The sequence below is a fragment of the Geothermobacter hydrogeniphilus genome, assembly GCF_002898515.1.
Lineage (GTDB): Bacteria > Desulfobacterota > Desulfuromonadia > Desulfuromonadales > Geothermobacteraceae > Geothermobacter_A.
The window spans coordinates 65226-77669 of the sequence record NZ_PPFX01000004.1 but is presented as its reverse complement, the minus strand read 5'-3'; the positions used below and the strand labels follow the sequence as shown (position 1 = coordinate 77669).

The 12444-nt window shown below is 61.8% G+C and carries 15 protein-coding genes; 8 read left to right on the top strand and 7 right to left on the bottom strand.

Annotated features, from left to right (window positions below; translation table 11 throughout):
- Positions 1 to 38: 38 nt before the first annotated feature.
- From C2E25_RS02980 to C2E25_RS02970, 3 genes are read left to right on the top strand one after another with little or no spacing between them, the layout of a single operon-like run.
- Positions 39 to 872, top strand: a complete 834-nt coding sequence (locus C2E25_RS02980) for a lipase family alpha/beta hydrolase (RefSeq protein ID WP_103114302.1) — start codon at positions 39 to 41, stop codon at positions 870 to 872.
- Positions 869 to 1264 carry a secondary thiamine-phosphate synthase enzyme YjbQ gene (locus C2E25_RS02975; protein ID WP_103114301.1) on the top strand — a complete coding sequence of 132 codons (396 nt, stop codon included), beginning with the start codon at positions 869 to 871 and terminating at the stop codon, positions 1262 to 1264. Before C2E25_RS02980 ends, C2E25_RS02975 begins: the two co-directional genes overlap by 4 nt.
- Positions 1261 to 2391 (top strand): DUF362 domain-containing protein, encoded by a 1131-nt coding sequence (locus C2E25_RS02970; protein WP_103114300.1) that lies wholly within the window; start codon positions 1261 to 1263, stop codon positions 2389 to 2391. The genes C2E25_RS02975 and C2E25_RS02970 overlap by 4 nt, the downstream gene beginning before the upstream one ends.
- On the opposite strand, the gene C2E25_RS02965 is transcribed toward C2E25_RS02970, so the two are convergent.
- The gene (locus C2E25_RS02965; RefSeq protein WP_103114299.1) at positions 2380 to 3030 is read right to left on the bottom strand and encodes a DeoR family transcriptional regulator; all 651 of its coding nucleotides are present in this window, start codon (positions 3028 to 3030) and stop codon (positions 2380 to 2382) included. The two genes, C2E25_RS02970 and C2E25_RS02965, sit on opposite strands and share 12 nt — an antisense overlap.
- Positions 3031 to 3229: 199 nt before the next feature.
- Here C2E25_RS02965 and C2E25_RS02960 point away from each other — a divergent pair, with 199 nt between their 5' ends.
- Genes C2E25_RS02960 through C2E25_RS02950 form a run of 3 tightly spaced genes read left to right on the top strand, consistent with a single transcriptional unit; the run spans position 3230 to position 6303 of the window.
- Positions 3230 to 3412 (top strand): hypothetical protein, encoded by a 183-nt coding sequence (locus C2E25_RS02960; RefSeq protein WP_103114298.1) that lies wholly within the window; start codon positions 3230 to 3232, stop codon positions 3410 to 3412.
- On the top strand, positions 3409 to 5490 hold the full coding sequence (locus C2E25_RS02955) for a TonB-dependent receptor (protein ID WP_233189315.1): 2082 nt from the start codon (positions 3409 to 3411) through the stop codon (positions 5488 to 5490). Before C2E25_RS02960 ends, C2E25_RS02955 begins: the two co-directional genes overlap by 4 nt.
- A 12-nt stretch (positions 5491 to 5502) precedes the next feature.
- A complete protein-coding gene (locus C2E25_RS02950; protein ID WP_103114297.1) occupies positions 5503 to 6303 on the top strand; it encodes an energy transducer TonB family protein in 801 nt (266 codons plus the stop codon).
- Positions 6304 to 6361: 58 nt separating this feature from the next.
- Here the strand turns inward: C2E25_RS02950 and C2E25_RS02945 are convergent, their stop codons facing one another.
- From C2E25_RS02945 to C2E25_RS02920, 6 genes are all read right to left on the bottom strand, one after another.
- On the bottom strand, positions 6362 to 6553 hold the full coding sequence (locus tag C2E25_RS02945; RefSeq protein ID WP_103114296.1) for a hypothetical protein: 192 nt from the start codon (positions 6551 to 6553) through the stop codon (positions 6362 to 6364).
- Positions 6554 to 6597: 44 nt separating this feature from the next.
- A complete protein-coding gene (locus C2E25_RS02940) occupies positions 6598 to 6819 on the bottom strand; it encodes a NifU family protein (protein WP_085010193.1) in 222 nt (73 codons plus the stop codon).
- A gap of 121 nt (positions 6820 to 6940) precedes the next feature.
- On the bottom strand, positions 6941 to 8092 hold the full coding sequence (locus C2E25_RS02935; RefSeq protein WP_103114295.1) for a class I SAM-dependent methyltransferase: 1152 nt from the start codon (positions 8090 to 8092) through the stop codon (positions 6941 to 6943).
- A 238-nt stretch (positions 8093 to 8330) separates the two neighbouring features.
- Positions 8331 to 8975 carry an HAD family hydrolase gene (locus tag C2E25_RS02930; protein ID WP_158247105.1) on the bottom strand — a complete coding sequence of 215 codons (645 nt, stop codon included), beginning with the start codon at positions 8973 to 8975 and terminating at the stop codon, positions 8331 to 8333.
- A gap of 285 nt (positions 8976 to 9260) precedes the next feature.
- Entirely contained in the window at positions 9261 to 9965 is a 705-nt protein-coding gene (locus C2E25_RS02925) for a glycerophosphodiester phosphodiesterase (RefSeq protein ID WP_103114293.1), read from the bottom strand.
- Between the two features lie 14 nt (positions 9966 to 9979).
- Positions 9980 to 10378, bottom strand: coding sequence for a rhodanese-like domain-containing protein (locus C2E25_RS02920; protein ID WP_103114292.1), 399 nt, complete (start codon positions 10376 to 10378; stop codon positions 9980 to 9982).
- Between the two features lie 264 nt (positions 10379 to 10642).
- On the opposite strand from C2E25_RS02920, the gene C2E25_RS02915 reads away from it, so the two are divergent.
- Together C2E25_RS02915 and C2E25_RS02910 are read left to right on the top strand one after the other, a co-directional pair.
- Entirely contained in the window at positions 10643 to 11470 is an 828-nt protein-coding gene (locus tag C2E25_RS02915; RefSeq protein ID WP_103114291.1) for a cytidylate kinase family protein, read from the top strand.
- A gap of 226 nt (positions 11471 to 11696) precedes the next feature.
- Positions 11697 to 12440, top strand: a complete 744-nt coding sequence (locus tag C2E25_RS02910) for a YebC/PmpR family DNA-binding transcriptional regulator (protein ID WP_103114290.1) — start codon at positions 11697 to 11699, stop codon at positions 12438 to 12440.
- The last annotated feature ends 4 nt before the right edge of the window (positions 12441 to 12444 follow it).

The window sequence follows — 12444 nt, the reverse complement described above, 5'->3', positions numbered from 1 at the left end:
TCCCGTGGCATAATTGGTGACCCTGCAAGGATCTCAATATGCATATATTTTTCAATATGTTAGCCATTGTTTTCGTGATCGTGGCGCTGATCACGCTGCTCTCCTACGCCATCTACTGGTACGAGTCGGCCAACCTCAGCCCGGAACTGATGGAACAACGTTTCGCGCCGCGCCGCCTGCTGCTGGCCCTGCGGCTGCTGGTCGGCGAAACGCTGCTGCTCTTCGTCAGCGTGCTGCTGCATCCGCTCGGCTGGATCTGGCCGGCGGAAAAACCGACGGTTGACAACAGCAGGCCGCCGATCATCCTGCTGCACGGGCTGTTTCACAACCGCTCCTGCTGGTGGTGGCTGAAACGGCGTCTGAAGCGGACCGGCTATCGCACCATCTACAGCCTGCGGTTGTCCGCCTGGCACGACGTCGAAATCCTCACCGAGCTGATCGCCAAGAAGGTCGACCAGCTGCGCCTGCAGGCGGGGGTCGAGCAGGTGGTGCTGATCGGTCACTCGATGGGCGGCATCCTCGCCCGCAACTATATCCAGCGCCGCGGCGGGGCCGCCCGGGTGGCGCACTGCATCCAGCTCGGGGCCCCGAACGGCGGCTCGAAACTCGCCCCCTTCGCCGTCAGTCCGCTGGCCCGCAACCTGCTGCCCGGATCAACCTTTCTGGCCGAACTCAATGCCAGCAAACTGCCGGCCGACATCCCCCTGACCTGCATCTACAGCCGCCACGACAACATCGTCATCCCGTCCTCCTCCGGCCGCCTTCCCGGCAGCCGCGAGGTCGAACTGCAGGGCATGGGCCACATGGGGCTGCTGTATCACAAAACCGCCGTCAGGGCGGTTCTGGATGCCCTCGGAGATCCCTCCGCATGACCACTTTCGAGGTCGTCAGTCGGGACCGGGTGGAGATGATTGACATCACCGCCGAGGTCAGGCAGGCCATCGCCGACAGCGGCATCCGCTCCGGCATCTGCATCCTCTTCACCCCCCACACCACCGCCGCGATCACCATCAACGAAAATGCCGACCCGGACGTGGTCCGCGACCTGGTGATGGAACTGAACAAGCTGGTTCCCTTTGAAGACAACTACCGGCACCTCGAAGGCAACAGCGCCGCGCACCTGAAAAGCAGCCTGGTCGGCGCCGGCGAAACCCTGATCATCGAGGATGGCCGGCCGCAGCTCGGCACCTGGCAGGGGATCTGGTTCTGCGAATTCGACGGTCCGCGGCGACGGCACGTCCAGCTGCAGATCCTCGACCGATGAACACCGTCAGCCTGCAGCCCCTGGCCGACTACCGGCCGGCCGCGATCGAACCCGCCCTGCAGCAGTTGCTCGCCCCCCTCGGCGGCATCGAGTCCTTTGTCCGCCCCGGACAGAAGGTGCTGCTCAAACCAAATCTGCTGGCCGGAAAATCTCCCGACAAGGCGGTGACCACCCATCCGGAAATCGTCCGCGCCGTGATCCGTCTGGCGCAGACGGCCGGCGGCATTGTCAGCGTCGGGGACTCTCCCGGTCTCGGCCGGCCCGAACAGGTGGCGCGCAAGTGCGGCATCCTGCAGGTGATCGAGGAGACCGGCGCCCGCTTCGCCCCCTTCACCGAATCGCAGCCGGTCACCGCCGACGGCGGCACCTTCCACCAGCTGGAGATCGCCCGCGACATCCTCGACGCCGATGTCATCATCAACCTGCCCAAGCTCAAGACCCACCAGATGATGGGACTGACCTGCGCGGTGAAGAACCTGTTCGGGGCAGTGGTGGGGATGCGCAAACCGCGCCTGCACCTGCAGGCCGGAGCCGACAAGGAGTTCTTCGCACTGATGCTGCTGGAACTGGCGGAACGGGTTTCCCCGGCCCTGACCATTGTCGACGCGGTGGTGGGGATGGAAGGAGAGGGTCCCGGCAGCGGCGACCCGGTGCCGATCGGCGTCCTGCTGGCGGGACGCGACCCGGTCGCCGTCGACACTGCCGCCGGTGAGCTGGTCGGCATGAGCGCGGACCAGGTCTGGACCTGGAAAGTCGCCCGCGACAGCGGACGGCGACATACCCGAATCGAAGAGCTGCAACTGGCAGGGGACGCGCTCGAGACCTTGCGCTGCCCCGCTTTCCGCCCGGCGAAAAGTACCGATGCCGGCTTCGGCCTGCCCGCCTTCCTGCGGACCCGGCTCAAACGGGCTCTCAGTGCCCGCCCCGTCATCGATGCGACCGCCTGCATCCGCTGCGGACACTGTGTCGATCACTGCCCGCCACAGGCGATGCAGCTCGACCAGCGGGTCGAGATCGACGACCGGCTCTGCATCCGCTGCTTCTGCTGCCAGGAACTCTGTCCCAAGGGGGCGATTGCCACCAAGCAGGGCTGGCTGCTGAAACTCACCGACCGTTCAAGTCACTGAATTCCGGCCGGCTCGTTCCACCACCAACCCCGCGCAGGCCGGACAACCTGGTTCTCCGGCGTTGAACTGCAGTTCGGCACGGAGATAATTGAGGGCATCCTCGAAACGTCCCAGCTCACCGCCGAACCCGGTCTGAAACCGGCGCGCGTTCTCCTCCTCGACAAAGGTCAAAATCGACGGCCGGCAGCAAGGCGCGGCGGCACTGCCGTAGAGAAAAAAGGAACGCTGCACGCTGTGCAGCTGGCCGCTCAGGTAGTCGGCGGTCAGAGCCATGATCACCTGGTCGCCGAGGCTGAGCTGGGCCGAGATGCCACAGTGGGGGCAGCAGGCGTGACGCTGGGTCCCGTCGCGCAGCGTCATGCTGTAGACCAGGTGCTGGGTGGCCGGACGGAAACAGATCATGCATTCCCGCAACCCGTGAGATCCCCCGCTGCGCTCCGGCTCGACGGGAGTTTCCGGCTTCGGCAACACCGCACCGCCATGAATCCGTCGCAGGGCGCCGCGCTTTTCCAATAAATCCAGGTCGCGGTGTATGGTCATTTTCGACACCCCGAGAACGGCGGCCAATTCGGTTATCGACAGGCTGCCATCTGCCTCCAGGTGCTCCAGCACCAGCTTGCGTCGTTCGGTTCCCCGCATACGTACCCCCTTTCGAAATCCTGAATCAGTGAGTTTCTGTTGGACGGAGAGTTCAGGGGCTCACTGATTCAGGACAATGTTTTAAACATAACATGTTTTATCACACTTCAACCTTGTACATACTGGATTTTCACCCAAGATGCCGGTAAATTTTGTTTCATGGAAAACATTTTCTGCCAAACCCAGACAGGAGGGGAAGATGCCGGCAACCCGTTTCGTTCATCGTTCCAGGAATATCGATTCGCTCACTGTCCGCGGAACACCGCCCAGCCAGCCAACCCTGCGCCAGGTCCGCGACCTGATCATCAGCCCGGTCTGGGGCTGCCTGGGCGAACAGCAGCGACACCGCTGGCTTGACCAGTTCCAGGATCTGGCACGATGAGACGCAATCTGCCGGTGGCCATGTCAGGACTGCTGCTGGCCGCGTTGTCCATGGTCCCTGTGACCGGACGGGCCGAAACCGCGCTGCTGGATGAAATCACCGTCCGCGGCCAACAGCAGTCGTCCCAACAGGAGAGTCTGACCATCCGCGAGGTGCGGGAGAGCCCGGCGCGGGACATCGGCGAGGCACTGCAGGCAGTTCCGGGCCTGAGTTCGGTACGCAAGGGGGCGATCGCCAATGACATCGTGCTGCGCGGCCTCAAGCGCGACAACATCAACGTCTTTCTCGACGGCGTCAGGCTGCACGGCGGCTGCCCCTCGCGCATGGACCCGCCCTCCTTCCACTTCGACTTCGCCGAGGTCGAATCGATCGAAATCATCAAGGGGCCCTACGATCTCAGCAACCCGGGCAGTCTCGGCGGCATGATCAACGCCGTATCAAAGGCACCGGTCAAAGGACCGGGCTTCAGCGCCAACCTCGGCTACGGCAGCGACAACTATCTCGACAGTTCCCTGGTCGGCAGCTACGGTGGAAAAACGCTGGACGGACTGCTCGGCTATGCCTACAAGACCTCCGACATCCCGGAATCGGGTGACGGCAAACGGCTGACCGAAATCTACCCGGCCACCAGCCCCAACCGCTACCGGCCCGAGGCGATCGATTCGGAGGCCTACGAGATCAACACCCTCTGGACCAAGGGGGGCTACAAGCTGGCGAAGGGACGCAGTGAAATCAGCTACGCCTACCAGGACGCCGACCACGTCCTCTATCCCTACCTGCTGATGGATGCCGACTACGACCGTACCCACCGGGTCAACTGGACCACCCGGCTGCACAACCTGTCCGAGACTCTCTCCGCCCTCTCCTTCCAGGCCTGGTTCAACACTGTCGACCACCGGATGGACGACAGCCTGCGCGAAAGCTCACGGCCGAGCATGATGGTAACCCGCCCCACCATGATGCTGACGGACGCCGAAACCATGACCGCCGGTGCCAAACTGAACGGTGATTTCCGGCTCGGCCACGGCACCCTGAGCAGCGGGGTTGACGTCTACCGCCGCAACTGGGACGCGACCAATGAATCGGCCATGTGGATGGGGTACGACCCGCAGCCGATGATTCCCGACGTCGACATCGACAATTTTGGCGCCTTCGCCGAATACAGCTGGCCGTTGACCGGGAGTCTGACCCTCAAGGGGGGTGCGCGACTGGACTACACCGAGGTCGAGGCGAAGGCGCTCTCCGCCACGCGCCTCGCCAGCCTCTATCAACCCTATTTCGGTCCCGGAATCGCCACCGATACCGACTTCACCGAACTGGGCGGCAATCTGCAACTGACCTGGCAGGCGACCGACCAGCTGGAAATCTTCACCGGGGCCGCCTCCGTGAGCCGTCCGCCCGACCAGCAGGAACTCTATATCGGCCTGCAGCGCATGGCCGGCAAGAACTGGCTCGGCAACCCTGCCCTCGATGCCAGCCGCAACAATCAACTCGATCTCGGCGCCAAGTGGTCCGGCGAGACCCTCTTTGCCAGCGCCTCGCTCTTCTACAGCCGAATCACGGACTTTATCTACATCACCGAACAACCCGATCCCGATGGTGCCGGTCCGCTGATCCAGGCCCGCACCTACCGGAATGTCGACGCCAGGTTCAAAGGCGGCGAGTTGAGCGGCCAGGCATCTCTGCCCGGCAATCTCTTCCTGCAGGGCAGCCTCTCCTATGTCAGGGCGGAAAACGACGACAGCAACCGGCCGCTGGCGGAAATCCCGCCCTTAAACGGTCGTCTCGCCCTGCGTTACGACAACGGCGACTGGTTCGTCGAGGCCACCGAACGCTTCGCCGACCGCCAGAACCGGGTCGACCCGGACCTGCAGGAAGAGGAAACCGCCGGCTGGGCGGTCACTGATGTCAAGGCCGGAGCCACCTGGAACCGGTGGTCACTGGCGGGAGGGGTGAACAACATCTTCGACCGCTTCTACTTCAGCCATCTCTCCTACCAGCGCGACCCCTTCAGCAGCGGCGTCAAGGTCCCGGAGACCGGTCTCTTCGCTTACGCCACTCTGGCCTTCCACTACTGACAAGGAGAAGCTGTGGCCGGACACTGTCAGCATGCAGGGGGCCGCCCCTGGAGCGGTCCCCTGCTGATCTCACTGGGGTTGCACCTGCTTGCCTTGGCCCTGATGGGGATGATCTATGATCGCCAGGTCCGGATGCCGACCCCACCGACATCCATTAAGGTCGGGCTGATCTTCAAACCCGCCCCGAAGCCGACCGGGCCGGCGGTTCGCCCCCTGGCTCCGCCTCACCAGGCAACCCAACGGCCACAGCCCGAGAAACCACCGGCAGCCAGGCCCGATCCACGGCCGATAAAAAAAGCCGAACCGAAACCGGCACCGGTCGTAAAGACAGCCCGCCCGACACCGGCGCCGCTCGCGCCGAAACGATCGCCCCCGGCGCCGCCCCGGCGCCCACCATCCACGGCGATCACCGCCCCCGTCCCGTCACCGACAACCGTACCCACAGCGACGGTCACCACAGAAACGGCCACCGCGCCAACAAACAGCGCGCCCGCCGCCCCCCGCGCCGATCCGGCGGCAAGTCCCGTCTACCGGGCCTACCTCGGTGCCATCCGCCAGCGCATCGACCGCAGCAAACGCTATCCGCTGATGGCACGGCGCGGCGGACAGCAGGGTGTGGTGCTGATCGACTTCGAGATTAACGCGGAAGGTAAACTGTGCCGCTGCGAGGTCGAGCGCAGCAGCGGCTTCAAGCTGCTCGACCGGGCGGCCCTGAAAGCGGTGCGCGCCGCCGCCCCCTTCTCTCCCCTGCCGGATGACTTCGACCCCCGCCTGGCACTGCAGCTGCCGATCCGGTTTGAGCTGGGGCAATAAAAAAGCCCTCCGGCCTTAGCCGGGGGGCTTTTCACATCCATTCTTCACCGCACCGGACTCAGGTCTCGTAGACCAGTGTCCTGACCATGCCGATCACCGACCCGTTGTCGGTGATCGGCATATCCTGCACGGAAATCACCCGGGCGACATTCTCCACCACGAAGGCGTTCACCCTGGCATCGAGTTCTTCAAGTTCGCGCCGCGTCTTGAACGGCTGCAACGGCTCACCGAATGTTTTGACCTGGATCATCGCGACCTCCGTCGGCTCGATCCCGGGTCCGGTTCAGGCCGAACTCAGATCTGCACGACCTCTTTCACCCCCGGGATTTTCTCTTTCAGGGTTCGTTCGATGCCCATTTTCAGGGTCATGGTCGACATCGGGCAGGAACCGCAGGCCCCGGTCAGCCTGACGCTGACCACGCCGTCATCGGTCACATCAACCAGCTCGACATCACCACCATCGGCCTGCAGGGCCGGACGAACCTGATTCAATACCTCTTCAACCTGTGCTCTCATGAAGCAACCTCCAATCGTGTCTGTTTAGTATACCTCAAATCAGCAAAGCGCACTGACCTGGGACCGCACCGCCGGGCCCCGCTGGCACAAGACGGTCGTCTAAAGAATTTGACAGCGTAATTCAGGGGATCGGTATCGCGTCGATGCCTCGCTGACAGAGCAGCTCCGGACAACCGAGTCCCTTGCCCTGAACCAGCACCTTGAATGTCTCCCCCATCCCCCCTTCGGGCATGATCAGGTTTTTCAGCGTCATGCGCAATTGCTGTGCCTTGCGCGGATCACTCTCTTTCGCCTGCAGTTCCATCAACACCTCGACAAAACCGAGCCCCATCAGAAAACGATACTGTTCACCGAACCAGAGGGTCTCCAGCCCGGCCTCCGAGCCGGCTTTCTGCAGGGCGGTAAAATCGACGTGGCTGGTGATATCCTGGCAGCCGATGTGAACATAAGGATTATCGTTGCTCTGGTGCTGATGGTAGCACAGCAACGTTCCGGCACTGCGAAACGGGGCGTAAAGCTCTTCCGCCGGGTAGCCGTAGTCGATGGTCAGCACCAGCCCGCGTTCAAGCAGGCCGGCGACCTGCCGCATCCAGTCGACCGCGGCCGGATTGGCTTCAGCACGGCAGCCTTCCAGCGGGCCGCAACCGAGCCAGTCGAAGTAATCGATGACCGCCGAAGCGGGCTGACGCAGTTCTTCGGCAAATCGGTCGTCCTTTTCAACAACATAGACCTCCCGCAGCCGGTTGTCCCTTTTCTCCAGCAGGTGAACCGGGAAGGCATCGACCAGTTCATTGCTCAGAAAACAGCCCTGCATACCGCGCAGAGCTTCGAACTCGCACCAGTCGACCCTGGATGCATGGCCGGCCAGCAGCTGCTGCTGCCGCTCTCGATTCACCGGGCTGACCTCGACCAGGCGGTAGCTGAGACCGGCATAACAGTCCGGGTTCTCACGTTGCAGGGCGTCGAGAATATCCAGGGCCAGGTGCCCCTCCCCGGCCCCCTGTTCGGCCACTGTCATCGATTGTCGGCCGAGCAGTTCCCATACCTGGGAGATCTGCCGGGCAATCAGGCGACCGAAAAGATGATGCACGCTGCTCGATGTGAAGAAGTCGCCTTCCTTGCCGATGCGCCGGCGCGGCGACATGTAATAACCGTGCTCGGGATGATAGAGACACAACCGCATGTAATCGATGAACGGCAGTCCCTCCCGGCTCCGAACCTGCTCACCGATCAGCTCCCGGAGCCGACTGTTTTCCTGAAGTTCCTCGGTCATTGGTTATTTATCCCTCCGGCTTGAAGGGGCCGATTTTAGCCGAGGACGTGCTGCTTGACAAGCAAAAGGCGATGTCACCAGCAGCTGCGTTGCTACGTTTGCTCTCGCTGCTTCGACGTACCCAGTACGTCTCATTGCGCGACAATCGCACGCCTTGCTGCTGATGCTTTTTGCTTAGCCAACGACCCTTTTGCTTTTTTGCGAAAGCATCAAAGGTGACTTTTTTGCTCGGACTTTCTCATGGCAGCAGGCCCAGCAACTGGTGGATCTGCAGCAGGTCCGCGGTTTCGGAGACCAGCAGGGTCGGGATGCCGAGTTCGGCAGCCGGTTGCAGGTCGACCTGGTGACGATCGCCGATGAAAAGAAAACTCTCCGGCGGCCCGCCGATATCCTCCAGCAGGAGTTGCAGGGTCACCGGGTCAGGCTTCGGCACCCAGCGAAACTCGATGGTGTAAAGTCGATCGAACATCTCTTCGACCCCGAGCAGGGCGAGAATCTTGCGGGTCAACGGCAGATTGTTGTTGGTATAGATATAAAGTGAGCAGTAATCCCGCAACGAGTCGAGCAGAGCCTGCAGCACCGGGTCGTAGACCAGGTAGTTTTCCGGGCGGATGAAATCCTGGAACACCCGGTGCAGTTCCTGAACCGAGAGCCCCAGTTCGACACAGGTCTGGGTCAGGGTCGGCTCCCGGTCAAGACTCTCCGTCAGTCGCTCGCGGGCACCCCGCAGCAGTTCCGCTCCCCTGCGGGGACTGATGCCGCGACTGCGTGAAACCAGCTCTTCGGCCGCCGCGCCGATCTCGCGTTGCAATCCGGCATTGATGTAGAGAGTCCCGTCAAGATCGAAAACAATCGATCGAACATGCTCGGCAGAGGTCAGCAAGGGCGGCTCCGATAACAGAGGACTGGACAGGTCCGGCCCCATCCGGCCGGGTCTGACAAGACTACCAGAGATGACCCCGCAGGCAAGCGGCGAAACCGGACCCAGTGCGGCCTTAATCCTGAACCCGTGAGTTTCTGTTGGATGGAGAGTGCAAGTGCTTGGTCTGAATGAGGTTTCCAAAAATCTGAAGCGCTCCCATAGGTTCGCTGGTGATTATTGGGAAACTCGGACAGGTCAATGACTTGTGCTCTCCGCCGACAAGGGACTCGCTGATTCAGGTTAATATTACCGCAGCACCCGGCGCGCGGCGGCCGGATCGTTGCAGAACAGGCCATCGACCCCGAAGCGCCGCATCCGCCGCAGGGAACCGACGCCGTCAACCGTCCAGGGGACAACCGCCAGACCCCGCCGACGACAGGCGGCAACCAGGGCCGGCCCGACCAGGGAGACACGGGGATTCAGGCTCTCCGCCCCAAGGCGGCGGGCAGCCGCCAGCGCCGGCCGCCAGAACCGCTGGTCGATCAGCACCGCCAGCGGCAACCCGGCATCGCATTGCCGCAACTGGCGCAGCACCCGTCGATTGAAGGAGGAGAGCACGACCCCGGCCCGCGGAAAGCGGCGCACCAGGTCAAGGACCGGGCGGACGGCGGCACCATCCTTCAGTTCGAGATTCAGACGCAGTCGGCCGCCAAACAGAGACAGCACCTCCTCCAGCAACGGGACCGGTTCTCCGGCGAATCGTTTATCGAACCAGCTGCCGGCATCGAGTCGACGCAGATCGCGCAGCAGCCAGCGGTTCAGCCGACCCCGGCCGTCGGTGGTGCGATCGAGCGTCGCGTCGTGCAGCACCACCGGAACGCCATCACGGGTCAACTGGATATCCAGCTCAATACCGTCGGCGCCATCTTCCAGGGCGGCGAAAAACGCTGCCAGGGTATTCTCCGGGGCCCGTGCCGACGCGCCCCGATGCGCCCAGACAAACATGGACATTGTCCTCCCGCTGCTCAAGGCCGTCCCTTCAGCACCGGATAGCCGCGCAGTTGCCAGGCCCAGATGCCGCCGATCAGATTGTAGACATCGGGATAACCGCTTCGTGCCAGATAATCAGCAACCCGTGAACTGCGAGACCCGACCGCGCAATAGACCAGAATCGGCCGGTCCTTCGGGACTTCAGCGATCCGGGTGATCAAGTCATTGATGGGAATCAGCCGGGCACCATCCAGCCGCACCTCGGCATATTCCTGCGGGGTCCGAACATCGAGCAGAAAAAGATCGTGCATTGTCGCAATGATTTTCCGTGCCTGATCGGCACTGATATTCCGGACCTGTGCCGCGCGGACCGGGCCGGGCGGCAGCAGCAGTGAGATCGACAAAAGAATTCCGGCTATCCGCAACAGGGGCATGGTTTTCCTCCAGCATCAGGGTTCTCTTCAGTATATGCAAAAAACCATATATTGACCAGTACTGTTCCCGCCGGCATCGGCTTTCCCCACCGGACAGCAAACCCTTGTCAAGCGGGACCGCAGTTGCTAAACTTCGCGAGGCTGGAAAATCCGAATCAGCGAGTCCGTCCAGCGGACAACCGTTCCCATACCGACAAACGGAAACGGAGAAACTGACCGGGCTCATGACACAGGCACCGCGCCGTTTTCACCAAAGGACAGATCATGGCCATCATCACCATTTCACGCGAGATGGGCAGCGGCGGTATCCCGATTGCCGTTGAAGCCGCCCAGAAACTTGGTTACGCCCTGATAGACGGCGATTCGATCCGTGAAGTAGCCGGCGAGTACGGTCTGACCGAAGAGGCCATCGAGCAGGCGGATGAAAAGCCGCCGGCATTCGTCGATGCTCTCGATGACAAGCTGGCCGTCGACCTGCACCAGATCGAACTGATCATCCTCGAAAAGGCCCTGCAGGGCAACGTGATCATTTACGGTCGCGGCGGACAGGACCTGCTCAAGCAGGTCGCCAACGTCTTCCGGGTGCGAATTATCGCTCCCTTTGCAGAACGCGTCGAACGCTGGGCGGAACGTGAATGGCTCGATCCTGACTACGCCCGTATCCTGGTACGGCGCAGCGACCAGCAGCGGGCCGGGTTCATCAAATACTACTTTGACCGGGACTGGGAAGACCCGCTCGACTATGACCTGGTCATCAACACCTCCCGGCTCTCCCACGAAATGGCGGTCAAAATGATCTGTGACGGGGTCATGGACAGCAACCTGGTGGAGCGCAAGGGAGCCTCGAAGAAAATTCTCAGCGACCTGATCCTGCAGAAAAAGGCCGAAATCGCTCTCGCCGCCGACAAGGGAATCGACACTCTGCATACTGAACTTACCGCTACTGAAGGCGTTATCACCTTCAGCGGTCACATGCACAGCAAGGAAGAACGGACGAAAGCACTGCAGATTGTCGAGGCCATCGACGGAGTAACTGAAATTATCGACCAGACCAAGATCATCCAGTACCGTAATTTTCCGGACGAACACTGAGCCCCGACAATCAGCGATCCATATTGGCAAAAGCCGGCCCTCGGGCCGGCTTTTGCAGTAGTCCCGGCGGCGGCGTCTATGGTACGATTGCTCGTTTTGCGGCCGGGAAAGTCACCCCCGGCAACGCCCGATGAAACAGGATTCCGCGATGCCGCCGGTGGCAGACGACACCGGCGCCTTCGCTGCAGCACGACCAATATCAAGGCATCAAAGGAGAATACCAGGTATGGCAGGACACAGTAAATGGGCCAACATAAAGCATCGGAAAGGGGCCCAGGACGCCAAGCGCGGCAAAATCTTCACCAAGCTGATCAAGGAAATCACCGTAGCCGCAAAGATCGGCGGCGGCGACCTTGAGGCCAACGCGCGACTGCGGCTGGCGGTCGACAAGGCCAAGCAGGCGAACATGCCCAAAGACAATATTGACCGGGCCATCAAAAAAGGCACCGGCGACCTGGACGGGGTCACCTACGAGGAGGGCGTCTTCGAAGGCTACGGACCCGGCGGCGTGGCGGTGATCGTTGAATTCATGACCGACAACCGCACCCGCACCGTGGCCGATGTCCGCCACATTTTCGCCAAGCACAACGGCAATCTCGGCGTCAGTGGCTCGGTCGCCTTCATGTTTGACCGCAAGGGACTGATCACCTTCCCTGACGATGCCGATTTCGACGCCATCTTTGAAGCCGCGCTGGAAGCCGGAGCCGAGGATGTCAAACAGGACAACGGCATCGAGGTGATTACCGATCCGGCCGATTTCGAAACTGTGAAGAACGCCCTCGAAGCCGCCGGGCTGGAAATGACCACCGCTGAAATCACCATGCTGCCGCAAACCCAGACCACGGTCGAAGGGAAACACGCCGAACAGTTGATGAAACTGATCGACAAACTGGAAGACAACGATGACGTGCAGAACGTCTACGCCAACTTCGACATCTCCGACGAGGAGATGGACCGGATCATGGGATAAAGGC

What these genes read in the sequence shown, in the direction of transcription:
- C2E25_RS02980 (WP_103114302.1), top strand. Translation starts at nt 39, where the DNA reads ATGCATATATTTTTCAATATGTTAGCCATTGTTTTCGTGATCGTGGCG.
- C2E25_RS02975 (WP_103114301.1), top strand. Translation starts at nt 869, where the DNA reads ATGACCACTTTCGAGGTCGTCAGTCGGGACCGGGTGGAGATGATTGAC.
- C2E25_RS02970 (WP_103114300.1), top strand. Translation starts at nt 1,261, where the DNA reads ATGAACACCGTCAGCCTGCAGCCCCTGGCCGACTACCGGCCGGCCGCG.
- C2E25_RS02965 (WP_103114299.1), bottom strand. Translation starts at nt 3,030, where the DNA reads ATGCGGGGAACCGAACGACGCAAGCTGGTGCTGGAGCACCTGGAGGCA.
- C2E25_RS02960 (WP_103114298.1), top strand. Translation starts at nt 3,230, where the DNA reads ATGCCGGCAACCCGTTTCGTTCATCGTTCCAGGAATATCGATTCGCTC.
- C2E25_RS02955 (WP_233189315.1), top strand. Translation starts at nt 3,409, where the DNA reads ATGAGACGCAATCTGCCGGTGGCCATGTCAGGACTGCTGCTGGCCGCG.
- C2E25_RS02945 (WP_103114296.1), bottom strand. Translation starts at nt 6,553, where the DNA reads ATGATCCAGGTCAAAACATTCGGTGAGCCGTTGCAGCCGTTCAAGACG.
- C2E25_RS02940 (WP_085010193.1), bottom strand. Translation starts at nt 6,819, where the DNA reads ATGAGAGCACAGGTTGAAGAGGTATTGAATCAGGTTCGTCCGGCCCTG.
- C2E25_RS02935 (WP_103114295.1), bottom strand. Translation starts at nt 8,092, where the DNA reads ATGACCGAGGAACTTCAGGAAAACAGTCGGCTCCGGGAGCTGATCGGT.
- C2E25_RS02925 (WP_103114293.1), bottom strand. Translation starts at nt 9,965, where the DNA reads ATGTCCATGTTTGTCTGGGCGCATCGGGGCGCGTCGGCACGGGCCCCG.
- C2E25_RS02920 (WP_103114292.1), bottom strand. Translation starts at nt 10,378, where the DNA reads ATGCCCCTGTTGCGGATAGCCGGAATTCTTTTGTCGATCTCACTGCTG.
- C2E25_RS02915 (WP_103114291.1), top strand. Translation starts at nt 10,643, where the DNA reads ATGGCCATCATCACCATTTCACGCGAGATGGGCAGCGGCGGTATCCCG.
- C2E25_RS02910 (WP_103114290.1), top strand. Translation starts at nt 11,697, where the DNA reads ATGGCAGGACACAGTAAATGGGCCAACATAAAGCATCGGAAAGGGGCC.